Annotated in this window: 28 protein-coding genes; 14 read left to right on the top strand and 14 right to left on the bottom strand. The window is 34.4% G+C overall.

From position 1 onward, the window contains the following. Positions 1-6: 6 nt before the first annotated feature. From ACRHOC_RS13300 to ACRHOC_RS13285, 4 genes are all read left to right on the top strand, one after another. Positions 7-957, top strand: coding sequence for a GSCFA domain-containing protein (locus ACRHOC_RS13300; protein WP_431159138.1), 951 nt, complete (start codon positions 7-9; stop codon positions 955-957). 117 nt (positions 958-1,074) lie between these two features. Continuing rightward, a complete protein-coding gene (locus ACRHOC_RS13295) occupies positions 1,075-2,967 on the top strand; it encodes a PQQ-binding-like beta-propeller repeat protein (protein ID WP_431159137.1) in 1,893 nt (630 codons plus the stop codon). A 104-nt stretch (positions 2,968-3,071) separates the two neighbouring features. Further along, complete coding sequence (locus ACRHOC_RS13290; protein ID WP_431159136.1) at positions 3,072-5,261, top strand: tetratricopeptide repeat-containing sensor histidine kinase; 2,190 nt, start codon at positions 3,072-3,074, stop codon at positions 5,259-5,261. 3 nt (positions 5,262-5,264) lie between these two features. Further along, positions 5,265-5,918, top strand: a complete 654-nt coding sequence (locus ACRHOC_RS13285) for a response regulator transcription factor (RefSeq protein ID WP_431159135.1) — start codon at positions 5,265-5,267, stop codon at positions 5,916-5,918. A 2-nt stretch (positions 5,919-5,920) separates the two neighbouring features. On the opposite strand, the gene ACRHOC_RS13280 is transcribed toward ACRHOC_RS13285, so the two are convergent. The 3 genes from ACRHOC_RS13280 to ACRHOC_RS13270 form a co-directional block, all read right to left on the bottom strand. Beyond that, positions 5,921-6,364, bottom strand: a complete 444-nt coding sequence (locus ACRHOC_RS13280) for a HEAT repeat domain-containing protein (protein ID WP_431159134.1) — start codon at positions 6,362-6,364, stop codon at positions 5,921-5,923. Between the two features lie 64 nt (positions 6,365-6,428). After that, positions 6,429-6,881, bottom strand: coding sequence for a pantetheine-phosphate adenylyltransferase (gene coaD / locus ACRHOC_RS13275; RefSeq protein WP_431159133.1), 453 nt, complete (start codon positions 6,879-6,881; stop codon positions 6,429-6,431). 45 nt (positions 6,882-6,926) lie between these two features. Beyond that, positions 6,927-7,904, bottom strand: coding sequence for a D-alanine--D-alanine ligase (locus ACRHOC_RS13270; RefSeq protein WP_431159132.1), 978 nt, complete (start codon positions 7,902-7,904; stop codon positions 6,927-6,929). A gap of 126 nt (positions 7,905-8,030) precedes the next feature. Between ACRHOC_RS13270 and ACRHOC_RS13265 the strand changes: the two genes are divergently transcribed. The 5 genes from ACRHOC_RS13265 to ACRHOC_RS13245 all read left to right on the top strand — a co-directional run bounded on the left by ACRHOC_RS13265 (position 8,031) and on the right by ACRHOC_RS13245 (position 11,969). Beyond that, positions 8,031-8,579 carry a PASTA domain-containing protein gene (locus ACRHOC_RS13265; protein ID WP_431159131.1) on the top strand — a complete coding sequence of 183 codons (549 nt, stop codon included), beginning with the start codon at positions 8,031-8,033 and terminating at the stop codon, positions 8,577-8,579. Positions 8,580-8,588: 9 nt separating this feature from the next. Continuing rightward, a complete protein-coding gene (locus ACRHOC_RS13260) occupies positions 8,589-9,626 on the top strand; it encodes an RluA family pseudouridine synthase (RefSeq protein ID WP_431159130.1) in 1,038 nt (345 codons plus the stop codon). 78 nt (positions 9,627-9,704) lie between these two features. Beyond that, positions 9,705-10,463, top strand: coding sequence for a peroxide stress protein YaaA (gene yaaA, locus ACRHOC_RS13255; protein WP_431159129.1), 759 nt, complete (start codon positions 9,705-9,707; stop codon positions 10,461-10,463). Continuing rightward, positions 10,463-11,116, top strand: a complete 654-nt coding sequence (locus ACRHOC_RS13250; protein WP_431159128.1) for a uracil-DNA glycosylase family protein — start codon at positions 10,463-10,465, stop codon at positions 11,114-11,116. The genes yaaA and ACRHOC_RS13250 overlap by 1 nt, the downstream gene beginning before the upstream one ends. 49 nt (positions 11,117-11,165) lie before the next feature. Continuing rightward, a complete protein-coding gene (locus ACRHOC_RS13245; protein ID WP_431159127.1) occupies positions 11,166-11,969 on the top strand; it encodes a tryptophan-rich sensory protein in 804 nt (267 codons plus the stop codon). A gap of 1 nt (position 11,970) precedes the next feature. On the opposite strand, the gene ACRHOC_RS13240 is transcribed toward ACRHOC_RS13245, so the two are convergent. The 11 genes from ACRHOC_RS13240 to ACRHOC_RS13190 all read right to left on the bottom strand — a co-directional run bounded on the left by ACRHOC_RS13240 (position 11,971) and on the right by ACRHOC_RS13190 (position 21,261). Further along, positions 11,971-12,864, bottom strand: a complete 894-nt coding sequence (locus tag ACRHOC_RS13240) for a YitT family protein (RefSeq protein ID WP_431159126.1) — start codon at positions 12,862-12,864, stop codon at positions 11,971-11,973. Beyond that, complete coding sequence (locus ACRHOC_RS13235; protein ID WP_431159125.1) at positions 12,857-13,750, bottom strand: alpha/beta hydrolase; 894 nt, start codon at positions 13,748-13,750, stop codon at positions 12,857-12,859. The genes ACRHOC_RS13240 and ACRHOC_RS13235 overlap by 8 nt, the downstream gene beginning before the upstream one ends. Further along, a complete protein-coding gene (locus ACRHOC_RS13230) occupies positions 13,747-14,547 on the bottom strand; it encodes an alpha/beta hydrolase (RefSeq protein ID WP_431159124.1) in 801 nt (266 codons plus the stop codon). The genes ACRHOC_RS13235 and ACRHOC_RS13230 overlap by 4 nt, the downstream gene beginning before the upstream one ends. Positions 14,548-14,720: 173 nt before the next feature. Then, positions 14,721-14,948: a hypothetical protein gene (locus tag ACRHOC_RS13225; protein WP_431159123.1), complete on the bottom strand. Its 228-nt coding sequence runs from the start codon at positions 14,946-14,948 to the stop codon at positions 14,721-14,723. Next, positions 14,935-15,711 carry a tryptophan synthase subunit alpha gene (trpA, locus tag ACRHOC_RS13220; protein ID WP_431159122.1) on the bottom strand — a complete coding sequence of 259 codons (777 nt, stop codon included), beginning with the start codon at positions 15,709-15,711 and terminating at the stop codon, positions 14,935-14,937. Before trpA ends, ACRHOC_RS13225 begins: the two co-directional genes overlap by 14 nt. Before the next feature lies 1 nt (position 15,712). Then, complete coding sequence (gene trpB, locus ACRHOC_RS13215; RefSeq protein WP_431159121.1) at positions 15,713-16,894, bottom strand: tryptophan synthase subunit beta; 1,182 nt, start codon at positions 16,892-16,894, stop codon at positions 15,713-15,715. After that, entirely contained in the window at positions 16,878-17,498 is a 621-nt protein-coding gene (locus ACRHOC_RS13210) for a phosphoribosylanthranilate isomerase (RefSeq protein WP_431159120.1), read from the bottom strand. The genes trpB and ACRHOC_RS13210 overlap by 17 nt, the downstream gene beginning before the upstream one ends. Positions 17,499-17,515: 17 nt before the next feature. Continuing rightward, the gene (trpC, locus tag ACRHOC_RS13205; RefSeq protein WP_431159119.1) at positions 17,516-18,301 is read right to left on the bottom strand and encodes an indole-3-glycerol phosphate synthase TrpC; all 786 of its coding nucleotides are present in this window, start codon (positions 18,299-18,301) and stop codon (positions 17,516-17,518) included. Further along, positions 18,298-19,290 (bottom strand): anthranilate phosphoribosyltransferase, encoded by a 993-nt coding sequence (trpD, locus tag ACRHOC_RS13200; RefSeq protein ID WP_431159118.1) that lies wholly within the window; start codon positions 19,288-19,290, stop codon positions 18,298-18,300. Before trpD ends, trpC begins: the two co-directional genes overlap by 4 nt. Before the next feature lie 2 nt (positions 19,291-19,292). After that, the gene (locus ACRHOC_RS13195; RefSeq protein WP_431159117.1) at positions 19,293-19,856 is read right to left on the bottom strand and encodes an anthranilate synthase component II; all 564 of its coding nucleotides are present in this window, start codon (positions 19,854-19,856) and stop codon (positions 19,293-19,295) included. Between the two features lie 4 nt (positions 19,857-19,860). Beyond that, positions 19,861-21,261, bottom strand: a complete 1,401-nt coding sequence (locus tag ACRHOC_RS13190; protein ID WP_431159116.1) for an anthranilate synthase component I family protein — start codon at positions 21,259-21,261, stop codon at positions 19,861-19,863. A gap of 233 nt (positions 21,262-21,494) precedes the next feature. On the opposite strand from ACRHOC_RS13190, the gene ACRHOC_RS13185 reads away from it, so the two are divergent. The 5 genes from ACRHOC_RS13185 to ACRHOC_RS13165 all read left to right on the top strand — a co-directional run bounded on the left by ACRHOC_RS13185 (position 21,495) and on the right by ACRHOC_RS13165 (position 25,638). Further along, entirely contained in the window at positions 21,495-22,034 is a 540-nt protein-coding gene (locus tag ACRHOC_RS13185; RefSeq protein WP_431159115.1) for a TlpA family protein disulfide reductase, read from the top strand. Between the two features lie 36 nt (positions 22,035-22,070). After that, positions 22,071-22,682, top strand: a complete 612-nt coding sequence (locus ACRHOC_RS13180) for a thioredoxin family protein (protein WP_431159114.1) — start codon at positions 22,071-22,073, stop codon at positions 22,680-22,682. 112 nt (positions 22,683-22,794) lie between these two features. Beyond that, a complete protein-coding gene (locus tag ACRHOC_RS13175; protein WP_431159113.1) occupies positions 22,795-23,106 on the top strand; it encodes a rhodanese-like domain-containing protein in 312 nt (103 codons plus the stop codon). A 12-nt stretch (positions 23,107-23,118) separates the two neighbouring features. Next, entirely contained in the window at positions 23,119-23,523 is a 405-nt protein-coding gene (locus tag ACRHOC_RS13170) for a rhodanese-like domain-containing protein (RefSeq protein ID WP_431159112.1), read from the top strand. 138 nt (positions 23,524-23,661) lie between these two features. Beyond that, entirely contained in the window at positions 23,662-25,638 is a 1,977-nt protein-coding gene (locus ACRHOC_RS13165) for a cytochrome c biogenesis protein CcdA (protein WP_431159111.1), read from the top strand. The last annotated feature ends 1 nt before the right edge of the window (position 25,639 follow it).

Here is a 25,639-nt window from a genome sequence, read left to right as displayed (position 1 = left end):
ACATCAATGAAGCTACAGACTAAGATACCTTTAGAACCACAATCACATCATCAGATTGACTACGACTCTAGGATCTTACTAATTGGCTCTTGTTTTTCAGAAAATATAGGTGGGAAGTTTGAATATTATAAATTTCAGTCTAGTGTTAATCCCTTAGGTATTCTCTTTAATCCTTTGGCTATTGAAAATTTGATTTCAAGGGCGATTAATCTCGAATATTACCAAGATAATGAACTTATTAATGCCATCGATAGTTGGGTTTGTCTTGATGCGCACTCTAGTTTAAATACAACAAAGAAGAGTGATTTAATTGTTCGCTTAAATACAGCTTTAGATGCTACGCATCAACAGCTTAAGACAGTGTCTCATGTTATTATTACGCTAGGGACGTCTTGGGTCTATCGGTTTTTGCAAACAGATAAAATTGTAGCCAATTGTCATAAAATACCGCAGAAGCAGTTCCTTAAAGAACTTTTAGATGTGGATAGCATTACTGAAAGTTTGCAAGCTATTATTGCTTTGTTAAAGGCTGAAAATAGTCGAGTAAATATATTGTTCACAGTGTCTCCAGTAAGACATCTTAAGGATGGCTTTGTTGAAAATATGCGAAGTAAAGCGCACTTGATTACAGCGGTACAAAACTGTGTAGACCCTAGGGAAAGAATAAATTACTTTCCTTCTTACGAATTAATGATGGATGAACTTAGAGATTACCGATTCTATAAATCGGATATGATTCATCCAAATGATTTAGCTTTAGATTATATCTGGGAAAAATTTAAAACCACGTGGATTTCAAAAGATACTGAGAACGTCCTGAAATCTGTGGACCAAATCCAAAAGAAATTAGCCCATAAACCCTTTAATAAGGATTCCCAATCTTATCAAGACTTTCGTGATAAACTAGCCGAGGAAATCAAGAAATTAGAGAAAATACATCCAAATATCTCTTTTTAGTTTATCCTAAGTACTTGAAAAACAATAGTATATATTTAAATACGTAGTTTATCGTATGGTTTTATCATTCTAATTAGTCCATTTTTGTTGCTCTATTAACCAAATAAGACATCAACAATGACTAATCTAAAACACGTATTAATTAAATGGAAGCAACTAGCTTTAGTTGTGCTTTTAATGGGTGCTTCACTATTTATGGGGCATTCTCAGAATGCTGAAACACCAGATTTTAGCTATGATTTAGGGGCTAAAATAAATGATATGACCATTACCGTTGCTGGTACAGTGGTTGTGGCTACTAATGATGGTTTAGTAGGCATAAAACCAGGAGAAAATGAACTCCTTTTCAATTTTACCGATTATGGTAAGGTTAAGCCTGAAGAATTAAATTTTATTCCAATGTCTCCATATGTAATGGTCGGACAAACAGGATTTGGGAATATTACAACAAAGAAGGCCGTGATAGACCACATTTCGGGTAAGGTTTTATTTTCTACAGAATCAAAAGGATGGAAATCTGTTTCTACTTGCGATGTCATTATGCCTCAGAACAAACTTGTTGTAAGCGGTTTACAAAAGGGTGGTGGAAAAGCTGAAAGTCTTACACCTAAGGTTGCTGTTTATGATTTAGGTACTGGCGAACTCGACTATTCATTCTTTTTACTAAAACCTGGCAAGGTGAGTATGAAATATTTTGCTGTTACAGGAACACCATTATTACTAAAAGATAAATTACTTGTACCAACGAGTCAAGGTGTTATTGCTAAATCTAAAGCCGGTGAAACCTTATGGGAAAATAAAATAAAAGGTATCAATTCTATGGTGGCTAGCGAGGATGAATCAGATATTTATGGATTTGCAAAAACGAGTAATCTTAAGAATACCAAGATTTATAAAATAAATGCAGATGGTTCTCCAGCATGGCAAGAAGAACGTAAAGTAAAAGGCGGTGTATCTAATTTTCAGATTTTACCACAAGGTTTGGCAGTAGTGAGTGATGTTGTAGGTGGCGATGGTGCCTTTGCCGCAAAGTCAGAATCCAAGATTACGCTACTAAGTACTGGTACAGGCCAAGATCTTTGGGAGAAAGCACCTAAGACCAAAGGCTATGTGCAACATTTTTATATTATGGAGGACGGAATTCTATTTGGTATTCAAGAAGGTGGTATTAATAAAATATCTTATGAAGGAAAGACACTTTTTAAAAAGCCCCTTAAAACTGGAGAAAATATCTTAACCATGGCTCAAACGCCGCAAGGCCTAATCTACATTACTTCAGAGGATGCCAATATTGTTAATCTTGAGACTGGAGAGTCAGTTTGGGATAAACCATTGAAGTTTAAACGTGCGAGTACTGTTAGCTCAGATTTTGATGAAAAGAATAACAGATATTTAATCGCAGCAGATGAAAAGCTTTTTGCTATAGATGCTAGTTCTGGGACATCGAACTTATTAACTGAAGCCAAATTTGACGGTAAAGAAGCACCAACGCATATCGAATTAAGAGACGGTGGGATTTTGGTAACGTCTAGTCAAAATGTAATGCTACTAGATTGGGATGGAGAAACGAATTGGCATGAATATCACAGAGCTCCAGGGAAAAGTGCTTTTGGTGCGATATTAGCAGGTGTTACAGCTGTTGCGTCGACTGCTATGGCTGTAGATGCTGCAGCAAGAGCTGGAGCCAATAGAAATTCCTTAGGGCAATATAATAGCTATGGTGCACAGATGAATCGAGCTTCACAAATGTTTGCTGCCATTGGTACAGTTTCATTTAATGAGATGGCCAAGCGATTTAAGGCAAGTGCTGCTACAGAAAATTCACAATTTATTTTGACAAAATTAGATAGTGGAGTAGGCTTGGTAAAAATAAATAAGGACAGTGGTAATGTTGAAAAAGAAATATTACTTAAAGATAAGAAGCCAGTCTACAAGGTAGATGAATATGGAGGCTTTTTATATTACCAACGTGGTGACAAAACCATATATGCTTATAATTTAAATAATTAGGTTGTTTAACCTTTTATATAAAAAGAGAATTAAATGTGCTATTAATCTCATTAATTAACCCCTTTGTCGAAAAAAAGACTTAACCTACTTATAATCCTAGTATATTGAGTACGCTATTAATCAATTTTTCAAAGAAAGCATCAGTCATATTCTGTCTAAATATCAGAATATTACCGATGCTTTTTTCATTTTCTATTATGCGATTATTTTCAAAAATTTTAGCCGTTTGCTTGTTTCTATGCCTAAATGAAATAAGTGCTCAAACAAAAATTGATATTAAAATAGACAGTTTATGGAACGTCTATAATCAAACTAAGGATCCTCTAAGAAAGTCCACAACGCTTTATAATGTTGGGCGCGAATATATGTCTGTAAATATAGATTCGGCTATTCGAATATTAAAGCAAGTTGACACTGAAGCACTCCAATTACGTAATGATTCGCTTCAAGCGAAGTCCTTAATTGGATTAGGTTTAGCTTTTAGCAGAAAGTCGAAATTAGACTCTGCCAAGGTCTATTATGATAAAGCGGAGACCATTGTAGCAAAGTCAACAGATACTGATTTAAAGACTTCACTTTATAATAACCGTGGCATCATGTTCTTTTATAAATCAGAATACGACAAGGCACGAGAGGAGTTTGAGAGGGTTTTAGCTATCGCCAAGGAGATTAATAATTTGGATGACATTTCAAGGAGTTATAATAACATTGCACTCTGTGATTCCTATAGTGGCAATTATGAAAGTGCTTTGGCCATGCATATTGAATCTGCCAAAATTGCCGAATCGAGAAAAGACAACTTAAATCTGGCAAGATCATATAACAATATAGGTCTACTTTATAGAGATTTAGATGATTACGATAAATCGGAAGAGTACCTCTTAAAATCATTGAAATTAAAAGAAGAAGAAGGGGCTACCACAGACATTATTGGAGGATATTTAAACTTAGGTGGAACACTCAGAAAAATTGGAGTAACCAATAAGGATACACTAAAGTTACTAGAAGCAAGAGGCTATTATGAGAAGGCCTTGAAAAAGAGTAAAGAGGCTAACTATGGTTATGGTGAAAATATATCGTATCCTAATTTGGCACTTATTGAGACAGCAATAGGGAATTTTGACAAAGGTATTTTATATGGAAAGATTGCCTTGAAAAATAGTATTGATAAAAAGGATATTGGTAATGAGATTGTATCGCGTGTAAATTTGGGTGATGCCTACAGAAATAATAAACAATATGAACTTGCTACAGAACATTTAATGAAAGGTTACGAACTGGCGGTAAAACGCGAAGATCTTATAGTACAGAAAGAGGCGAGTCTAATGATTAGTTTGTTAAATAGTGATCAATACAATTATAAAACAGCACTCGAATATTACAAGACTTACCACGATTTAACCGACTCAATATCTTCCACCGATGTTAAGAATAAGGTGAACGAACTTGAAACCAAATATGAGACCGAGAAAAAAGAAAAACAGATTTTAATTCAAAGAGCGGAATTAGCCGAACAAGATTTGGTTATTCAAAAACGAAATTATCAGCTTTTTGGTACTGTGGGAACAACAGTAATAATTGGAATAATTGGCCTTTTATTTTATAACCAACAAAAGCTAAAGAACAGACAATTACAAAAGGAAAATGAACTTAAAGATGCGTTATTAAAGATTGAAACTCAAAACAAATTACAAGAACAACGACTTAGGATCTCCAGAGACTTGCATGATAATATTGGTGCACAATTAACCTTCATTATTTCATCAATAGATAATTTAAAATATGCCTTTAAGATTGAGGATAATAAATTGACCAAAAAATTGGATAGCCTTAGTGATTTTGCTTCTGGTACAATCTATGAGTTAAGGGATACGATTTGGGCGATGAACAAAAACCAAATTTCATTCGAAGATTTACAAGCACGAATAAGCAATTATATTGATAAAGCAGATATTGCTTCTAATAATATCAATTTTCATTTTGATGTAGATGGAAGCATAGATGAGTCTCATGTATTGTCTTCAATAAAGGGTATGAATGTCTACAGAATTATACAGGAGGCCATTCATAATAGTATAAAATATGCAGATGCTTCCAATATAAGTGTTACCATAAAAAAAGTTGCTTCAAACTATGTAATAAATATCAAAGATGATGGTAAAGGGTTTGACAAAGCCACAGTTAAATTAGGAAATGGATTGAAGAATATGGAAAAGCGAGCTTCAGAAATTGGAGGTAATCTAGATATAGTATCTGGAGAGAATAAAGGGACAGAAATAATTCTAAACGTCTAGATGATGAATATAAAGGTCGGGATTGTTGATGATAATACTTTTTTATTGCATGCTGTAGAGGAAAAGCTGTCGTTTTTTGATGACCTCCAAGTAAAATTTAAAGTTTCAAATGGGAAAGAACTCCTAGATCAGCTAGAAACGAATCATCATGTAGATTTGATATTGATGGATATTGAAATGCCCATAATGAATGGTGTAGTGGCCACAGAAAAAGTGAAACAAAAATATCCACAGATAAAAATAATTATGCTCACCGTATTTGATAATGATGAGCATATATTTAACGCTATTAAAGCTGGAGCTGACGGCTATCTTTTAAAAGAAATAAATGCCAAAGAGCTTCATAATGGCATCGTTGAGACCTTAAATGGTGGTGCCGCAATGAATCCTTCGATTGCCCTGAAAACTTTAAAACTTTTAAGAGATCCTTCAAAAATTGAAAATGCAAAAACGCCACTTGAAGAGATAAAACTAACCTCTAGGGAAGTTGATGTTTTAGAGCAACTAAGTAAGGGTTTAAGCTACAATGCCATAGCAGATAACCTTATTTTATCTACTGGAACCATAAGAAAACACATTGAAAATATCTACAGAAAATTACAGGTTCACAATAAGCTAGAAGCTGTTCAAAAGGCGAGAAAAAACAATTTGATATAGACTTATCTTATTGGTCTTTTTAGTCGCTCCTTTACCATTTCAAAACTTTTCTTACTTGCACGCTCCCATCGGTAAATATTAGATTTAGCCTTTGGTTTTTTAGGTGCATTGCTTTTGTCATTAAAAAGTTTTACCCAGTGAAACCGTTTTCTATTGATAATTCGTTTCGTTTCTTTAGCTACATCTAAATACTCGAGCGCATTTAAGGCAGCAATAGAGACATGATGTATGCTATCATGAATGGCTTCAAGTAATAATGGGATCGATGTATGATCCTCCATATCTGCTAAGGCTGTCGCAGCAATAGGTCTGGTTTTATATGAACCATTACGCAATAAGTATTGAAGAATTTCTGAATCGTTATTACGCTGAAATCTCGCAATAAGAGACTGGCTTGGTGTCAACCAATTTAGTCTTATCAGTAAGAAGGTGATGGTACGGCGCATAACGAATAGTGTCTATACTATATTCGTCATATTTTAAAAAGAAATGTTACAGAAAATCGTAGGACTAAAGCTTCACACTATTAGGGACAAGAAGTGAGTAATCACCATTATTTTTAATAACATCTCTAACAATCGAAGAGGATATGTATGACGTATTTGCAGCGGTTAATAGAAATACTGTTTCGATTTTTGAAAGCTTACGATTGGTATGAGCAATGGCTTTTTCAAATTCAAAATCAGCAGGGTTTCTTAGTCCTCTTAAAATGAATTCAGCATCAACTTGTTTACAGTAGTCTACAGTTAAACCATTATAAGTTGTAACCTTTACTTTGGGTTCATTTTTAAAAGCTTCTTCAATAAAAGCTTTACGCTGTTCTAATGAGAACATATATTTTTTTTCAGCATTTATACCAATAGCTACAATAACTTCATCAAATAATTTAACACCACGTTTAATGATATCATAGTGACCTAATGTAATCGGATCAAATGATCCTGGAAAAATAGCACGTCTCATATACAGGTGTTTTTCTTGCGATAATTAATCTTTAAACAAATATACTTAATTATGTAATGCTTCTTCGATAGCATTACTGAAGAGGTCATTAAGAGATATGCCAGCTTCATTGGCCTGCTGTGGTAGAATACTCTCTTTTGTTAGTCCTGGAACAGTATTCATTTCTAAGAAATAAGGTTGGTCTCCTTTAAAAATAAACTCGCTTCTTGAGAATCCTTTCATTTTTAAAACCTCATAGATTTTCTTTGCCTCGGTTATTACATTTTCTTGTTGTGATGCCGATATACGAGCTGGTGTAATTTCTTGTGATTTACCTTCATACTTGGCTTGGTAATCGAAGAAATCATTTTCTGATACTATTTCGGTTATAGGTAGTACCAAGGTTTCATTCTTATAGGAAATAACACCTACAGATACTTCAGTACCATCAAGAAAAGCTTCTATGATGATTTCATTATCTTCCTTAAAAGCTACGTCGATAGCATTTTTAAGGTCTTCTTGTTGATAAACCTTAGTGACTCCAAAACTACTTCCTGCCTTATTAGCCTTAACAAAACAAGGCAGTCCAACTTTGTTAACTATGTCCTCTTCATCAATGTGATCACCATAATTGATAAAGTAGTTAGTTGCAGTTTTGATCCCATAAGGTTGTAGTGCAGAAATAAGGTCTCTTTTATTAAATGTCAGTGCGGCCTGATACATATTGCACCCTGTAATAGGGATGCCTAAAAGTTCAAAATACGCCTGCATGTATCCATCCTCACCTGGAGCACCATGAATGGCATTAAAAACACAATCAAATTTTATTTTTTCATTATTGACGGTTACTGAAAAATCATTTTTGTCTATCGAATATTCCTCACCATTATTATTGACATAGCACCATTTGTTTTTAAAAATATGAACTTTAAAAGGATTATATTTTTCTTTATCTAGCGTTTCAAAAACCACATATCCACTTTTGAGTGAAATTTCATATTCACTAGAATAACCGCCCATAATGATGGCAATATTTTTTTTCATTTTTTAAGTCGTCAAATCTTAATGTAAAAGTATCATTTATTTTAATAAACCAAATCATATGGCTATACGTATATAAATTTTATAGCGTTATATTATTTAGTAGATTTGTCAATAATCAGTTAATCCATGAGTGTAATTAAATTTCTAACTAGTAAAGCATTTTTCAAACAATTGGGCCTTGCGATCGCAGCCGTTTTAGTACTGAGCTTTTTGGCATTAAAATGGTTAGATATCACAACAAAAAAAGGAGAGTTTGTTGTTGTACCAGATTTAAAAGGAAAATCGGTGGAAACTGTAGAAATTGAGCTCAAGGATAATGATCTGGTAATGCAAATACAAGATTCTGCCAACTACAATCCTAATTATCCTAAATATTCAGTAATAGAACAAAATCCTGTAGCAGGTTCTAAGGTTAAGGAAGATCGTAAAATATACCTCATACTCAATCCGTCTGGTTACCGAAAAGTAGAAGTGCCTAACATACTAAAACGTACGTTGAGGCAAGCCAAGCCCACGTTAGAAGCATTAGAGTTTAAGATTGGTAAAATTACTTATAAGGATGCAATAGGAGAAGGCGTTATGTCTATGTCTCATAAAGGACAACCACTTAAACCAGGTACCTTACTACCATTAACCTCTGAGATAGATTTGGTTGTAGGTAACGGCAAACTTTAAGCCTTTATCATGCCAAATATTAATGACTTAAATACCGAAGAGGAGGCACTCCATGAGCATTATGCCTTTAAAGTCGACAAGGGACAGCAAGCTATAAGAGTAGATAAATTTCTCATGAATTTTATGGAGAATGTAACTCGAAGTAAAATTCAAAATGCCGTTAAGGATGGTTTTGTATTTGTAAATGGTAAGCCAGTAAAGGCAAGCTATAAGGTTAAGCCCAATGATCATATTACCGTAAAATTTGAACATCCTACACATGAGCAACTCTTGGTTGCAGAGAATATTCCTATTGATATTGTTTATGAAGATGATGAGGTCTTGGTGGTAAATAAACCGGCTGGTATGGTGGTACATCCTGGGCATGGTAACTATTCTGGCACATTAATAAATGGCCTAATTTACCATTTTGAAAATCTGCCTAACAATTCAAGCAATAGACCAGGATTAGTACATCGCATAGACAAGGACACAACAGGCTTATTAGTTGTGGCTAAGACTGAAAATGCCATGAATCATCTCTCTAACCAGTTTGCTAATAAGACTAGTGAGCGAGAATATGTAGCATTGGTTTGGGGAAATGTTGAAGCTGATGAAGGCACTGTTGAAGGTAATATCGGAAGACATCCAAAAAATAGATTACAGAATACGGTATTTGAAGATGAAGAAGCAGAAAAAGGCAAACCAGCTGTGACACATTACAAAGTCATGGAACGGTTTGGTTATGTCACTTTGGTAAGTTGTCGATTAGAAACAGGTCGTACGCATCAAATTAGGGTACATATGAAGCATATAGACCACACACTATTTAATGATGAAAGGTATGGTGGAGACAAGATTTTAAAGGGTACCACATTTACGAAATACAAACAATTTATAGATAATTGTTTTAAAATATTACCGCGACAAGCCTTACATGCCAAAACTTTAGGATTTGAACACCCTGTATCAGGAGAAATGATGCGATTTACTACCGAAATCCCTGAAGATATGCGTCTCTGTATTGAGAAATGGAGAGCTTATGCGAAGCATCAAGATAATGAATAGTACTATTGTTAATATTTGTTGAATCCTACCTTGAATTCTTCTTGTGGTTTGTAAATTTGAAAAAAGAAAAATAACTACATGAAACTTGTATTATCACCAGCTAAATCTTTAGACTTTGAAAGTAATCTTCCTACTGCAAAATCGAGTGAATTTTGTTTTGAGGCGGAGGCTGAACGTTTAAATAAAATTTTGAAGAAAAAGTCAGCGAGAAGTTTATCAAAATTGATGAATATCTCTAATGACTTAAGTCAGCTAAATTATGAACGTAACCAAGAATGGAGTTTACCATTTACGCAAGATAATGCAAGACCTGCCATGTATGCTTTTAATGGTGATGTATACAGAGGTTTGGATGCTTATACCATAGATAAGAACAAGTTAGATAAAGCTCAGAATACGATTAGAATTATATCTGGGTTATATGGTATTTTAAAACCATTAGACCTTATACAGCCGTACCGTTTAGAAATGGGTACTAAATTACCAGTAGGGCGTAATAAAAATCTTTATGAGTTTTGGCGCAAAAAAGTGACTAAGGCGCTTAATGATGAGCTCGAAGACAATGAATTATTCTTAAATCTAGCGAGTAATGAATATTTCAAGGCGATTGATACCAAAGCCTTAAAAGTTCCGATTATAACTGTCAATTTTAAGGAGTTTAAAAATGGACAATATAAGACGATTGGTTTCTTTGCTAAATATGCACGAGGATTAATGTCTAGATATATTATCGATACTAATGCACAATCTATAGAAGATATTAAAGCATTTAATTACGATAACTATGCCTTAAGTGATGAATTATCCTCTGATAAAGAATTGGTATTTACGCGATAATGTTTTTGCATAGGCATCCTTATCCACCTTTTATACATTCTGATACCAAAAAGCTTATTGTTGGCACTTTACCGCCACCACGATTTTCTACAGGCAACTTACTTGAAAAGGATGTAGACTTCTGTTACGGGAGTTATTACAATTCGTTATGGTTATATATCGATGCCATCCATAATCTTAGTTTACGGTATGATAATTCTCAAGAAGCTATAGAGGAACGCAAAAACTTTTTAATACGGCATAAAATCGGTGTTTGTGATATAGTTGAAAGTGGAGAAAGAGAAAAGATCGATGCTTCAGATTTAGGATTGTCTAATGTGAAGCTTCGTGATGTTATTGGTTATCTTAGAAAGTTTCCAAATGTTGGAACCTTATTATTTACAGGTGGAAATAGTAAGAATGGGCCTGAGTACTTTTTTAGGAAACACATAAAATCTCAAGACTTAAAACTGGAGTTGGTTTCTGATGAAATTCCTAGGGTCCATCAATTTAGTTTAGATGGTAGAAAGATCACAACGGTATCGTTGACATCAGCTTCTGGCTCTGCCAATAGGGCCATTGGTAGCATGCCGTTATATAAACAACTCAAATCTAAAAATCCAGATTTTACAACTTTCGATTTTAGAGTCATGCAGTATCGTGAATTTTTCTAGTCAAATGAACTTGAAAGAGATTTTGTAACTTGTATACAAATCAACCCTCATGAAAAAAGTACTGCAAGTTGCTAACGGATTGGCCCTAGGATCTACGATTTTCATTAATTATTTATCCAATACAGGACTTTTAAATAACACTACAATTGGTGCAGTATCTAATGATTATAAATCGGTATTCACACCTGCTGGTTATACTTTTGCGATTTGGGGTTTAATCTATTTAATGCTTATTTCATTTGCGATTTATCAGGGTCGAAGTCTTTGGGTTAAAGTCACAGATGATAGCTTTGTTGAAAAAATTGGTATTTGGTTTATCCTATCCTGTCTGTTTAATTCACTGTGGGTTTTCGCATGGATTTATGAATACACTAGGTTGTCTTGTATTTTGATTTTCTTGTTATTGTATGCGATATTTAGAATTGTTGTGAATCTAAATATGGAGCATAATTATGAGCGATTTCCCGTAATGGCTTTTGTTTGGTGGCCTTTTGCTATATATGCAGGTTGGGTTTCGGTGGCAAGTATTGCAAATGTATCTAGTTATTTGGTTAAAGTTGATTGGAATGCCTTTGGTCTCTTAGACAATACTTGGACTATTATAATGATATGTATTGCTGTTATTCTAAACCTTTATGTGATGTGGAAACGTAATATGCGAGAGTTTGCTTTAGTTGGCGCATGGGCTTTAGTCGGAATAGGCGTTGCCAATAAGGGAACCAATGAGTTAATTACCATTATAACATTTATTGGTGCTGCACTACTTATAACAGCCAACGGTATTCATGGATTTAAAAATTTATCAGCAAATCCATTTACAAAGTTTAGAGAATGGCAAGCTACAAGGAAGTGAATTAGATTTGAGTAAGCTTCTTATTCTTTTTCTTATCTAGGTAATGCCTTAAAACACCACCTTTTACAGTGTTTACATCAAACTCAACGATAAAAGCATTTGGGTCTATATCATTAATTATGCGATACATTTTTTTAATATCAATTCGGTTAATTATCGAATGAATAATATCAAAATCAACTTGTCTTCCCGAGTTACCAACACCACGGGTTCCTTTGTAAAGTGTCATACCAACACCAAGTTCTTGCATAATAGCATCTTCTATGGCCTCATATTTTTTTGAAACAATGGTAACTCCGATAAAGTCTTCAAAACCTTCAATAGTGAGATCTGTGACTTTCGCGGTAACGATGTAAGTTAGGATAGAGTATAAGGCAACTTCAGTAGATATCACCCAGGCCGTGATGCTAAATAGAATAATATTAAAGAATAGAATTATTTGTCCTATGCTAATCCCAAATTTATCATTGAGATAAACACCTAAAATCTCAGATCCATCTAATACTGAACCATTTCGTATGGCAATTCCAATACCTGCGCCAAGAAATAATCCTCCAAAAATAGAAATAAGAAGTTTATCATCGGTTATGGTTTCAAAATTTTCAAAATGAATAAATAGTGCAAGACCAATGATACTTAATACAGATTTAATAACGATACGTTTAGATACTGTGAAATATCCCAGAATTAAAAATGGAATTGAAAAGATAATGAGTAAGTAGGAGATTTTAATATCTACAAAGGTGCGCACCAAAAGGGCAATACCAGTAACACCACCATCGAGAAAACCATTGGGTAATAAGAACGCTTTTAATCCAATACTAGCGAGGATAATACCAAACAAAATTTGGAGATACTCACTGATATATTTCCAAGACTTTTTCAAATTAATCAACTCGATTTAATTGACTTTTCATGGCGTTGCTTATAAATATTAATCCTTCAGTTAGGGAATCGATCCAAAAATTCCAAGTGTGCCCACCATTACGAACCCTAAACTCGTGAGGTACACCTTTCTTTTTTAGTTTGATATGCATCTCAGTATTCCCAAGTGTTAGAAAGTCATCATCACCACAATCAAAATAGAGATTAACAGTTTTTAAGTCATTTACATTGGCATTATCAACAAAGTTTAATAGATCAAACTCCTGTATTGCTTTGGTATATCTAATTTTACCAGTTTTTCCTATAACTGAAGGCGAAATTCGTCCGAAATAATTATCAAAATGAGAGGCATTGTCATTGATGATTTCATCATAGGTTCTAATACTAGCGCTATAAGAAGCACAACTGCCAAAAAGAGTGTGATATTTAAACGCAAGTCGCATACTCCCAGCACCACCCATTGATAGGCCACTTATTGCACGATGTTGTTTGGCAGACTTAATTCTGTATGTCTTCTCAATAAAGGGTATAAACTCCTTAATGAGCATATCCTCATATGGGTAGGTGCCGTCCTCCTTATTCATATAGAGTCGGTCATCACCATCTGGCATCACTAGTACCATAGGGGTAATTTTATTTGCGTTTATAAGTTCATTTACAATGTCCGACAACAACCCTTCCATATTCCAGTCGGTTTCGTCACCTGTAAAGCCATTGAGTAGATAAACTACAGGAAAGTCCTCATTTGAGTTCTGGTAAGTTTCAGGAAGATAAATTGAATATTTTACATTAGTATCCAACAGCTTGGACGCCATTGATAAACTTAGTTTCACTTCGCTTTGGCCAAATGCGATAAATCCGAATAATACTGATAGTATGGTGATATAATGTTTCATTCTGAAAAACGCATTGAATTACCAATAAAAGTTAAGCCGATTGGAAGCGACTCTACCCAGAAATTCCAAGTATGCGCGCCGTCTCTCACACGATATTCATGAGGAATACCGCGCTTTGTTAATTCGATATGGAGTGTTGCATTACCAATGGCTAAAAAGTCGTCATCACCACAATCAAAATAGATATCAACCGATTTTAGCTGATTCTTATTCTTGGTTTTTACCATGTCATAAAGGCTATAGTCCTTTAAGGTGGCATTCATACGATCTTTGCCTTTTACACCGATAGTAGATGGTGAAATTCTACCAAAGTAATAATCAAAACTTCCTTGATCTTCATTAATTATTTCTTCCTCTGTACCTAAGCCAGCACTAAATGCCGCACAAGCGCCAAACAAATCATGATATTTTAAAGCTAGTCTTAAACTCCCTGCTCCACCCATAGATAAACCACTAATGCCTCGTGCGTTTTTATCTTTTTTAATCCTGTATTTGTTTTCTACAAAAGGCATTAATTCTTTAATAAACATATCCTCATAGTTATAAGTACCATCATCCTTGTTCATATAAAGGCGATCGTCACCATCAGGCATTATGATGACAATTGGATCAATTTGCTTTCCATTGATAAGTTGGTCGGTTATGTCCTTTACATGGCCGAGCCTAATCCAATCTGTTTCGTCTCCTGTAAAACCATTTAATAGATAAACAACAGGGTAGGATTGGTCTGTTTTTTCAAATCCGTCAGGTAAATACACCGAATATTTTACTGAGGTATTTAATATCGAACTCTCCATGCTTAGACTCGCTATAATTTTACTCTGACATGTTAATAAACCTATGCTTAAAGAAAAGAGTAAAAGGAGTGTACGTTTTATCATTTTTGAGAATATCGGGTTGTTAGTTATTTACCCTTAGTCTCAAATATATCAAAATTAAAGAGGAATATGGACTGGAAACCAAAGGAATATCAATTTACATTCCTTTGTTGTTTTAGTTTAATTGTTATCCATCTAATTAGTAAAATAAAGGGGAAACCATGCAAAAGTAAATCAAAATAGTCCATTGGTTGCATGCCTTTAGCACCACCTAATACCCATCTCAATTTACCAACAACATGTGGCTCAGGGAAAAAGGGTGCTAAACCCAAGGTAAGGCACAATAGGATTATTATTCTCCAATCTTTAGTGAGTCTCACCTTCTAGTACAAAATTTACAAAGTCGTCTATAGCATCGACACCTTCATGGGTAACATGCTTAATAAAAGCACTTCCAATTATAGCACCTTTAGCATGTGTTGTTGCATGCGAAAAGGTCTCCTTGTTTGAGATTCCAAAACCAACAATTTGTGGGTTTTTTAGATTCATCTTTTCAATACGATTAAAATAGGCATTTTGTTCTTCGCCAAAACCTGTTTTAGCACCTGTTGTACTTGCTGAACTTACCATGTAGATAAATCCGTTAGAAATAGAGTCGATATAGTGAATACGTTCGTCAGAAGTCTGAGGTGTAATCAGGAAAATATTTATCAATCCATAAGATTCAAAAGTACTCTGATACTGCTCATGATAAACATCAACAGGTAAATCTGGAATAATAAGACCATCGATCCCAACATCTTGGCAAGCTTTACAAAAGGCCTCTACACCATACTGTAAAATGGGATTAAAGTAGCCCATTATAATAAGTGGTATTTCGACAGATTTTCGAATATCCTTTAGTTGGTCAAAAAGTAGTTCACTAGTCATACCATTTTTTAATGCTTGTGTTGAACTGGCTTGAATGGTTGGGCCATCCGCTAGAGGATCACTAAAAGGTAGACCAATTTCTATCATATCAACACCACTATCTTCAAGATTCTTAATAGTGGTTACTGTGTCATTAATATTTGGATAACCTGCCGTAAAATATATAGAAAGTAACTTCTTGTCCTCTTGTAATTTCTGTTGTATTCTGTTCATCTTATAACTTAAAGTAATCAATATAGTTTTGTAAGTCCTTATCACCTCTCCCAGATAGATTCACCACAATAATGTCATCTGGATTAAATGTTTTATGTTCAAAAACAGCTAAGGCGTGAGAGGTTTCAATAGCTGGAATAATCCCTTCTAATTGTGAAAGCTCGAGTCCTGCAGTCATGGCTTCATCATCTGTAATGGCAATAAACTTTGCACGTCCTGTTTTATAAAGATTAGCATGCATTGGTCCAACTCCTGGATAATCGAGCCCAGCAGAGATGGAATAGGGCTCCGTAATTTGACCATCATGCGTTTGCATTAATAAAGTTTTACTACCATGAATAATGCCTTCCTTCCCTAAAACGGAAGTCGCAGCACTTTCTCCAGTATCAACACCTTTTCCTGCTGCTTCAACAGCAATAATATTAACGTCGGTATTATCTAAGTAATGGTAATAGGTTCCTGCGGCATTACTACCACCTCCTACGCATGCTATAAGATAATCTGGATTTTCCGTTCCTTCTTTTTCTTTAAGTTGAGTCTTAATCTCCTCAGATACAATAGCCTGAAATCGAGCTACCATATCTGGATAGGGATGAGGTCCAACAACACTACCTACAATGTAGTGTGTATCTACAGGATTATTAATCCAGTCGCGCATCGCTTCATTAGTAGCATCTTTTAGGGTTCTACTACCTGATAAGGCAGGGACTACTTTTGCGCCTAGCATTTTCATACGTGCCACATTTGGTGCTTGTCTTGCAATATCAATTTCTCCCATATAGACGACACACTCAATTCCCATTAAGGCACAAACGGTTGCTGTTGCCACACCATGTTGACCTGCTCCAGTTTCAGCAATGATTCGAGTTTTACCTAATCGCTTTGCTAATAAAATTTGACCTATCGTGTTGTTTACCTTATGCGCACCAGTATGGTTTAAATCTTCACGTTTTAAATAGATCTTTGTATTATATTTTTCTGAAAGACGTTTGGCAAAATATAGAGGAGAAGGTCTGCCTACATAATCTTTTAAGAGTTGATGAAACTCTTCTTTAAAAGAAGGATCTTCTGAAATTTTAATATAATTCTGTCTTAACTCTTCAATATTTGGATAGAGCATTTCTGGTATATATGCACCACCAAATTCGCCATAATAGCCCTTTTCATTAATGTTGTAACTCATACTTAAATTTTTCTAATTCACTAATATTTTTAACGCCAGGATTAATTTCAAACTTGCTATTGACGTCTAGCGAATAGCAATATTTTGATGCTGGACTTTCTTTAAATGTTTTTATTTTTTCAGTTTCATTCAACCCAATACCACCACTTAAAAAATAGGGTGTAGAAAATGGATAGTCATTTAAAACTCCCCAATTGAAGGTGTAGCCATTACCACCTGGTAATTTACCTTTAGTATCAAAGAGAAAGTAACTCACATAGTCTTTATAAGGCTTTAATTGGCTAAAATCAAATTCGTCCTTAATGGAGAAAACTTTAATCAATTCTGGCATTTTATTCGCTGAGTCCACTAAAATTCTCAGAAGACTTTTTACGTATTCGACAGATTCATGCCCATGCAACTGAATTAAATCTAGTTTGAATTCATTTGTTTTTACTAGGATATTTTCAAATGGTTCATCAACAAAAACACCAACCTTTTTAATGGTCTCTGGTAAACTTGGTATTTCTCCCTGGAAATACCTTGATGATTTATCGTAAAATATAAAGCCCATAAAATCGGGTTGCAGTTGTGATACTGCCTCCATATTATTAAGATATTTCATGCCACAGACTTTTAATTTCATTGCTTTAAGACATTTATAAATTCTAAGGTATGTGCTCCAGGATCATTAGTTTTCATGAAATTTTCACCTATTAAAAACCCTTTATATCCATAGGGTTGTAATTCTTTAATGGCTTCAGTGGAACTAATACCGCTCTCTGAGACTTTCACAAACTCATCAGGAATTAAATCGCTCAATGCTTTTGAGGTATCTAAGCTCACTGTAAATGTTTTAAGATCTCGATTATTCACACCTAACATATCTAGGGATGGCATAATAGATTTATGCAGTTCTTCCTCATTATGCACTTCTAACAAGACATCTAATTGCAGTTGTTTTGCAAATTGAGATAAGGCTTTTATTTCTTCTCGAGTCAAAATTGCTGCAATTAATAAAATTACATCTGCTCCATAGGCTTTTGCTTCAAGAATTTGATATTCGTCTATAATAAATTCCTTTCTTAACAAGGGTAGGCCACAACTAGATCTAGCAATTATGAGGTCATCTAAAGAACCTCCAAAGTACTTTCCGTCTGTGAGTACAGACATGCCAGTTACACCTGCATTTTCGTAGCCTGTGGCAACATCTTGAACATTTAGGCTATAGTTTATTTCATGCTTAGATGGAGATCTACGCTTGTGCTCGGCAATTATACCTGTTTCACTGTTTCGTAATGCATTGGCCAATGAAGTGGTGGCACGATCAAACAGAACTGAGGATTCCAATTGCTTTGTCGGAATTAGTTCTTTTCGCAAGCCAACTTCAATGCGCTTATCTGCAACTATTTTATCTAAGATGTTCATTTACTTAGTTCAATTAGTTTCTTTAAACTCTTTTTGGCTTTGCCACCGAATAACGATTCTCTGGCTAACTCAATACCTTCTTTATGTGATATTTTATTGGCAGTTGCAATGGCTAAACCAGCATTAGCAAGTACCACTTCATTTTGAGCATTTGTACCTTTTCCTTTAATGATTCTTTTAAAGAGGCGCGCTGCTTCATTGATGGTATTTCCACCAAATATTTCTGATTCACCCACTTGCTGTAGACCAATTTCATTAGGGCTAAAAAGTAATTCAGAATCATTGGTAATTACTTTGGTTTTACCGGTTAATGATATCTCGTCATAACCATCTAAAGCATGGACTATGGCGTAGTTTTTATCAGTTTCTTGATAGAGATAACCGTATAACCTTAAAAGCTCTAAATTAAAAACACCAACCATTTGATTTATCGGAAACGCCGGATTTACCATAGGTCCTAGCATGTTAAAAAATGTTTTCACGCCGAGTTCCCTTCTAATTGGGGCAACATTACGCATGGCTGGATGAAACAAAGGTGCATGTAAAACACAAATATTGGTTTCATCGAGACTACGTCTTAGAAAGTCGATATCATTAGTAAATTTTATACCCAATTTCTCCATTACGTTTGATGATCCGCACGTTGAGGATACACCATAATTACCATGTTTGGTGACTTTAACACCTGCACCAGCGGCAATGAATGAGGATAGCGTAGAGATATTAAAAGTATCTTTACCATCACCACCAGTACCACAGAGGTCAATGGTTGGTTCACCGTCTAATTCAACTGGAATACACAATTCTAAAAGGGCATCGCGAAACCCTCTTAATTCTTCAATTGTGATACCACGCATCATATAAATGGTAAGAAATGAAGCAATCTGACTTTGGTTATACATACCAATTGAAATGTTAACCAAAACATTTTTAGCCTCATCACTACTGATGCTTTCTTGATTTATAAGTCTATTTAAAATGTCTTTCATAATTAACTTTTAACCCAATTCTCGAGAATTTTTTTACCATTTGGTGTAAGTACAGATTCAGGATGATATTGCACACCTTTTACATCATATTCACGATGTCTTAAGGACATGATTTGTCCGTTTTCATCAAATGAAGTGGCCTCAAGGCTATCTGGTAATATGGCACTAACAACCCAAGAGTGGTACCTACCTACTTCGAAAGTATCATTCATGCCTTCGAATAATATCTCATCATCAACCGAGAGTGTAACATTGGTAGAAACACCATGGTAAACCTGGTCTAGATTATCTAAGGAACCACCAAAAACTTCAGCAATGGCTTGTTGACCAAGACACACACCAAGGATGCTCTTTGTAGAGGCATATTTGGCAATGATATCTTTTAGAAGACCAGCTTCGTCTGGTATACCTGGTCCAGGAGACAAAACAATCTTGTCGAATGGTTCAATTTCATCTAATGATAATTTATCATTTCTTTTTACGGTTACATCACAGTCTAAATCTTCTAAATAGTGGACCAAATTGTAGGTGAAGCTATCGTAATTGTCTATAACTAGTACTTTCATTTTTTTAAATCTGTTTTGCCTGTTCTATGGCTTTTGTAAGGGCTCCTAATTTATTGTATACTTCTTGTAATTCATTTTCTGGGTTTGACTTGGCTACCAATCCAGCACCTGCCTGCCAAAATAGCTTATGATTTTTACTCAAAAAGGTTCTAATCATAATAGCATGGTTATAATTACCTTCAAAATCCATAAACCCAATAGCACCACCATAATAACCACGACTCGTTTTTTCATAACGCTCAATTAGTTGCATAGCCATATGTTTTGGTGCACCACTTAACGTACCAGCAGGAAATGTGTCTGCAACAACTTGTATGGTTTGTGTATCGTCGTTAATTTGTCCTGTTACCTTACTGACTAAATGAATAACATGAGAGAAAAACTGAACTTCTCTATAGGTTTCTACATTTACGTCATGACCGTGTCTACTCAAATCATTTCTTGCCAGATCTACAAGCATTACATGCTCACTATTTTCCTTGTCATCCTTAATTAAGTTTTCTGCAAGCTCAGCATCTTTTAAGTCATTTCCTGTACGTTTAAAAGTTCCTGCGATCGGGTGGATCTCTGCTTTACCTTCACTTACTATTAATTGTGCTTCTGGAGAACTTCCAAAAATTTTGAAATAACCATAATCAAAATAGAATAGGTAAGGAGAAGGATTGATGCTTCTTAAGGCACGATATACATTAAACTCATCACCACTGAATTTTTGAGAAAATTGTTTAGATAATACAAGCTGAAACACATCACCTCTTGCACAGTGTTTTTTTGCTAACTCTACATGTGTTTTGTATTCCTCGTCCGTTAGATTAGAATCAATTTCACCATTGGTATCGAAGTCATAGGATGCGTATTGACGATTTTGAATGAGCTGTAAAATTTCATCAATATTATTTTCTGTATCAAAACAATGGGCAAAAATATAAGCTTCGTTCTTAAAGTGATTAATAGCAATAATATTTTGGTATACGGCATAGTAGATTTCTGGGATTTCAATCGAATTTGGTTTTTGACTAATATCAATATCCTCAAAATATTTAACAGCATCGTAGGCTGTATAGCCAAAAATACCATTGTTTATAAACTTGAACTTTTCCTTAGAGTCTACCTTAAACCGTTGGGTAAATTTTTGAATTTCCTCAACAACACTAACCGTCTTAATATGATTCACTTTTGAGCTACCATCTGGATAATTTTGATAGATAGAACCCTTTCTTACCTCTATGGATGCTATTGGATTGCAACAGATGTAGGAAAAGCTATTATCATTGGCATGGTAATCACTACTCTCAAGAAGAATGCTGTTAGGAAATTTATCCCTTATTTTAAGGTAAATGCTTACAGGTGTTATGGTGTCTGCAAGTATCTTTTTATAATGTGTATAAAGACTAAATTTTTTCATCGATTACTAATTAAAAAAAGGCTTGTCGTGAATGACAAGCCTTTTTCTATTATACTACATACAAGGTTTTAATTCACGAAACGTAAGTTTGTAAATTTCCACCACCAAGTATGATTTGTTAATGTTTTCATTGTTGCATCAAATATAGAAATGATAATTTTTATTATCAAGCTTTTAAATTAATTTTTTGTTAATTATTAAAATGCCAGTGGTATGATTAATAACTTTAGCTTATGAAACAGATGTTACTAATACTTATCGTATTTATAGTCTCCTGTAAAGGTAATGTTGAAGACCTTGAAACGGTTGTTGTTGAAGAAAAAACGGCAGTTGTTGAGGAGGCGTATAATGATATTAAACTTGAGATTTACGATTATGATGGCTTGAAACCTCTAATCAATAAAGAGGATGATAAATTACACGTTGTTAATTTTTGGGCAACGTGGTGTGCGCCATGTGTAAAGGAGCTTCCTTATTTTGAGGCTGCAAAGGAAAAGTACGAAGCCAATAATATTGAGGTACTTTTAGTGAGCTTAGACTTTCCAAAAAATTATGACAGTAAGCTAAAGCCTTTTATGGCTAAGCATAATTTAAAATCAAAAGTTGTTGCCTTTGATGATACTGACCAGAACAGATGGATACCAGCCATAAACGAAGAATGGTCTGGAGCCATACCAGCAACAATTATATATAATAAGGAAAGACGAAAATTTTATGAACGCTCATTTACTCAAGAAGAACTGGATAATGAGATTGAAGCGTTTCTCAAATAATTAATAATTGTACATATAAATTTAAATTTTATAAAAATGAAAAGATTAAAACTACTCACTGTATTTGTATTGGTTACCACATTGTTTGCATTTACGGAGAAACCAGTAAAAGAAGGTTATAAGGTTGGAGATTTAGCAACTGACTTCAGTTTAGAAAATATTGATGGTAAAATGGTTTCTTTATCCGATTATAGAGATGCAAAAGGATTCATTGTAATTTTTACGTGTAACACATGTCCTTACGCTGTAGCCTATGAAGATAGAATTGTAGAATTAGACAAGAAGTACGCCTCAAAAGGCTATCCTGTAATTGCCATAATGCCGAATAATACAGATGTTAAGCCAGGCGATAATATGGAATCCATGAAGGCCAGAGCAAAAGCTAAAGGATTTACCTTCCCTTATTTGATGGATAAAGGACAGAAAGTATATCCTCAGTATGGCGCAACTAAAACACCACATGTTTACCTATTAGAAAAGACAAGAAAAGGTAATGAGGTAAAATACATTGGTGCAATAGACGATAATTATAAAGACGCGGCTGCAGTAACGACAAAATATGTGGAGAATGCTGTTGATGCACTTTTAGATGGTGAAGAGATTAAAGTAAAAGAGACAAGAGCTATAGGATGCTCCATTAAGGTTTAAATAATTCTAAGATATCTTGAAAAAAAATAACCTGAAGATGTAACACTTCAGGTTTTTCTTCGTCTATATCATAAGTAAATGTTAAATTTGTTTAACGAAATTGCTATTATACGTGGATTTATCCCAAAAAGATTGGACAAAACAGCTTGAACAAGACAATAATTCAGTTGTTTTAGATGTTAGAACAGATGATGAAGTGAGTTTAGGAATCATTCCTAATGCGCTTCATATAGATATTTATAGAGGTCAAGGTTTTATTGAAGAGCTTAGCAAATTAGATAAATCTAAGAACTACTATGTGTATTGCAAGTCGGGCGGTCGCAGTAGGCAAGCTTGTGCAATAATGAATCAACTTGGTTTTGACAACGCCTATAATTTAGAAGGTGGCATAAGTGAATGGCAAGGTGAAATTGCTCATCAGTAAAATTAATTTATTATGAAGAAAGTCTTAAGTCTATTTATACTACTCGCAGTATTATCAGTGTCTTTTAGTTGTATTGATACCTCTAAGGCAGAAGTAAAATTAATAACGGCAGAAGAAATGCAGTCGATATTGGAGCAGGAGGATGTGCAGGTTATTGATGTGAGATCTGCTGAGGAATATGACGAAGTGCATATCGTAAATGCTCAAAATATTGATATCAATTCACCGACGTTTGATGAAGATATTATCGGATTAGATAAAGAACGTCCTATCATCCTTTATTGTAAAGGTGGTGGTCGCAGTGCCAAATGTGCAAAGAAAATGCAAGATGCAGGCTTTGAGAAAATCTATGATCTCGAAGGCGGCATATCACGCTGGGAACATTCTGATAAAATAGATTTAGAGGTAAAATCGTAATTATAATACCGAACAATTTGTTCGGTTTTTTCATGCCTTAATATTTTCAAATTTAATTCTTAAGGTTTTTATAAATTAGGCGACAGTTAATCAATATTACAAACACAACAATTACATTTGTGTATTAACGCACGTCGCATGAAAATTAAATCTGGTTTTCTTTACAGTATAGTATTCTTATTTACCTTTTTTCAAATTAACGCTCAGATCTTAGAACCTGTTAAATGGGAATCTAAGGTTGAGAAAGTTAGTGATAGTGAATTCAAAATTATACTTCAGGCCAATATAGATAATGGCTGGTACATTTATTCCCAATACCAACAATCGGAGGATAGTTTTGCACCAACAACATATTTTGAGTTCAATAATCAAGAGAATAATTACAAATTAAATGGAGATACATCAGAGCCGTCAGTACCTCCAATTTTTGATCCAATTTTTGAGGAAGATGTCGTAAAATTTAAGGAAAAAGCGATTTTTGAGCAGACCATAACGTTAATAAATTCAGACTTAGAACAGATTGATGTTTATGTAGAATATCAAACATGTGATAATGCTAAGTGTATTCCAGGCGATTATACATTTAATATTTCTCTTGATGGTTCTGCAATTGTAAAGGAAGCAGTGGAGTTAGATGAAAGAAGTAAAGCACTCTCCGAAGGACTTAATCTCAACATTAAGGGATGGGATAAGTATGAAAAGACCACTATAAAGGAAAAAAGTAATTTTTCAATCTTTCTATTAGGCTTTTTAGGTGGATTAATTGCCTTATTAACGCCATGCGTTTTCCCGATGATTCCACTTACAGTATCATTTTTTACTAAGAGTGCCAATGATCCTAAAAAAGGCTTGTTTAATTCTTTACTTTATGGCTTTTTTATATTTTTAATTTATGCCTTGCTGAGTATTCCTTTTCATGTATTAGACTCTTTAGATCCAGGAATATTAAATAACATTTCAACCAATGTTACTCTTAACATTATATTCTTCGTCATCTTTATTGTATTTGCCTTTTCTTTCTTTGGCTATTTTGAGTTGACTTTACCGCAATCGTGGAGTGCTGCTATGGATAGTAGGGCTAACAAAATCGGTGGATTTATTGGTGTATTTTTTATGGCATTAACTTTAGCTATTGTGTCATTTTCCTGTACTGGACCTATCTTAGGAACATTACTGGGTAGCTCGCTTACAGCAGATGGAGGTGCTATGCAATTAACGATGGGAATGAGCGGCTTTGGCCTCGCTTTGGCCTTGCCTTTTTCGTTATTTGCGATGTTCCCAAAATGGCTAAACTCTTTACCTAAATCTGGTGGCTGGTTAAATACAGTTAAAGTTGTTTTAGGATTTATAGAATTAGCACTGGCGCTTAAGTTCTTATCAAATGCCGATTTAGTTGAACATTGGGGACTTTTAAAGCGTGAAGTCTTTATAGGGCTTTGGATATTAATTGGAATTGGATTGGTACTTTATTTATTTGGTAAGATAAAATTCCCACACGATGGTCCATTACAAAAACTAGGAAAGGGTAGAATAACAACAGGGATTTTGGTGATTGCTTTTGTAATTTATCTCATTCCAGGTCTAACGAATTCGGCTTATGCTAATTTAAAATGGCTTAGTGGATTTCCGCCACCGATGTTTTACAGTCTTTATGAAAAATCTTCAGAATGTCCTTTAGATCTTAATTGTAATAAGGATCTAGAGGCTGGTATAGCGCAAGCTAAAGCAGAGAATAAACCCATATTATTAGATTTTACAGGTTGGGCTTGTGTGAATTGTAGAAAAATGGAAGAGCAGGTGTGGAGCACTTCTGATGTCTACGATATGTTAAGTGATAATTACGTTATTATTTCACTTTATGTCGATGATAAAAAGGAATTACCTAATGAAGAACAATTTCAGTATCTAAGATCAAATGGTTCTGTCAAAGCAATCGAAACGGTAGGTGATAAGTGGGCAACATTACAGACAATCAATTTTGAAAATAACTCGCAGCCGTATTATGCACTTTTAGATCATAATATGGAGTTGTTGAATACGACCAATGCCTACGAACCAGATGCAGATGCCTATTATGAATGGTTAAAAATAGGTCTAGAAAATTTTAAGAAATAAG

Source organism: Winogradskyella poriferorum, assembly GCF_050618035.1.
Taxonomy (GTDB): Bacteria; Bacteroidota; Bacteroidia; order Flavobacteriales; family Flavobacteriaceae; genus Winogradskyella; species Winogradskyella poriferorum_A.
This window is presented reverse-complemented; position numbering and strand designations above follow the sequence as displayed.

Bases quoted from the DNA above. Each gene is read 5' to 3' on its own strand.
- ACRHOC_RS13295 (WP_431159137.1), top strand. From the start codon at position 1,075: ATGACTAATCTAAAACACGTATTAATTAAATGGAAGCAACTAGCTTTA.
- ACRHOC_RS13265 (WP_431159131.1), top strand. From the start codon at position 8,031: ATGAGTGTAATTAAATTTCTAACTAGTAAAGCATTTTTCAAACAATTG.
- coaD (WP_431159133.1), bottom strand. From the start codon at position 6,881: ATGAGACGTGCTATTTTTCCAGGATCATTTGATCCGATTACATTAGGT.
- ACRHOC_RS13270 (WP_431159132.1), bottom strand. From the start codon at position 7,904: ATGAAAAAAAATATTGCCATCATTATGGGCGGTTATTCTAGTGAATAT.
- trpC (WP_431159119.1), bottom strand. From the start codon at position 18,301: ATGAACATCTTAGATAAAATAGTTGCAGATAAGCGCATTGAAGTTGGC.
- trpD (WP_431159118.1), bottom strand. From the start codon at position 19,290: ATGAAAGACATTTTAAATAGACTTATAAATCAAGAAAGCATCAGTAGT.
- yaaA (WP_431159129.1), top strand. From the start codon at position 9,705: ATGAAACTTGTATTATCACCAGCTAAATCTTTAGACTTTGAAAGTAAT.
- ACRHOC_RS13230 (WP_431159124.1), bottom strand. From the start codon at position 14,547: ATGGAGAGTTCGATATTAAATACCTCAGTAAAATATTCGGTGTATTTA.
- ACRHOC_RS13185 (WP_431159115.1), top strand. From the start codon at position 21,495: ATGAAACAGATGTTACTAATACTTATCGTATTTATAGTCTCCTGTAAA.
- ACRHOC_RS13180 (WP_431159114.1), top strand. From the start codon at position 22,071: ATGAAAAGATTAAAACTACTCACTGTATTTGTATTGGTTACCACATTG.
- ACRHOC_RS13195 (WP_431159117.1), bottom strand. From the start codon at position 19,856: ATGAAAGTACTAGTTATAGACAATTACGATAGCTTCACCTACAATTTG.
- trpA (WP_431159122.1), bottom strand. From the start codon at position 15,711: ATGAACAGAATACAACAGAAATTACAAGAGGACAAGAAGTTACTTTCT.
- ACRHOC_RS13250 (WP_431159128.1), top strand. From the start codon at position 10,463: ATGTTTTTGCATAGGCATCCTTATCCACCTTTTATACATTCTGATACC.
- ACRHOC_RS13210 (WP_431159120.1), bottom strand. From the start codon at position 17,498: ATGAAATATCTTAATAATATGGAGGCAGTATCACAACTGCAACCCGAT.
- trpB (WP_431159121.1), bottom strand. From the start codon at position 16,894: ATGAGTTACAACATTAATGAAAAGGGCTATTATGGCGAATTTGGTGGT.
- ACRHOC_RS13245 (WP_431159127.1), top strand. From the start codon at position 11,166: ATGAAAAAAGTACTGCAAGTTGCTAACGGATTGGCCCTAGGATCTACG.
- ACRHOC_RS13235 (WP_431159125.1), bottom strand. From the start codon at position 13,750: ATGAAACATTATATCACCATACTATCAGTATTATTCGGATTTATCGCA.
- ACRHOC_RS13170 (WP_431159112.1), top strand. From the start codon at position 23,119: ATGAAGAAAGTCTTAAGTCTATTTATACTACTCGCAGTATTATCAGTG.
- ACRHOC_RS13280 (WP_431159134.1), bottom strand. From the start codon at position 6,364: ATGCGCCGTACCATCACCTTCTTACTGATAAGACTAAATTGGTTGACA.
- ACRHOC_RS13285 (WP_431159135.1), top strand. From the start codon at position 5,265: ATGAATATAAAGGTCGGGATTGTTGATGATAATACTTTTTTATTGCAT.
- ACRHOC_RS13190 (WP_431159116.1), bottom strand. From the start codon at position 21,261: ATGAAAAAATTTAGTCTTTATACACATTATAAAAAGATACTTGCAGAC.
- ACRHOC_RS13260 (WP_431159130.1), top strand. From the start codon at position 8,589: ATGCCAAATATTAATGACTTAAATACCGAAGAGGAGGCACTCCATGAG.
- ACRHOC_RS13165 (WP_431159111.1), top strand. From the start codon at position 23,662: ATGAAAATTAAATCTGGTTTTCTTTACAGTATAGTATTCTTATTTACC.
- ACRHOC_RS13300 (WP_431159138.1), top strand. From the start codon at position 7: ATGAAGCTACAGACTAAGATACCTTTAGAACCACAATCACATCATCAG.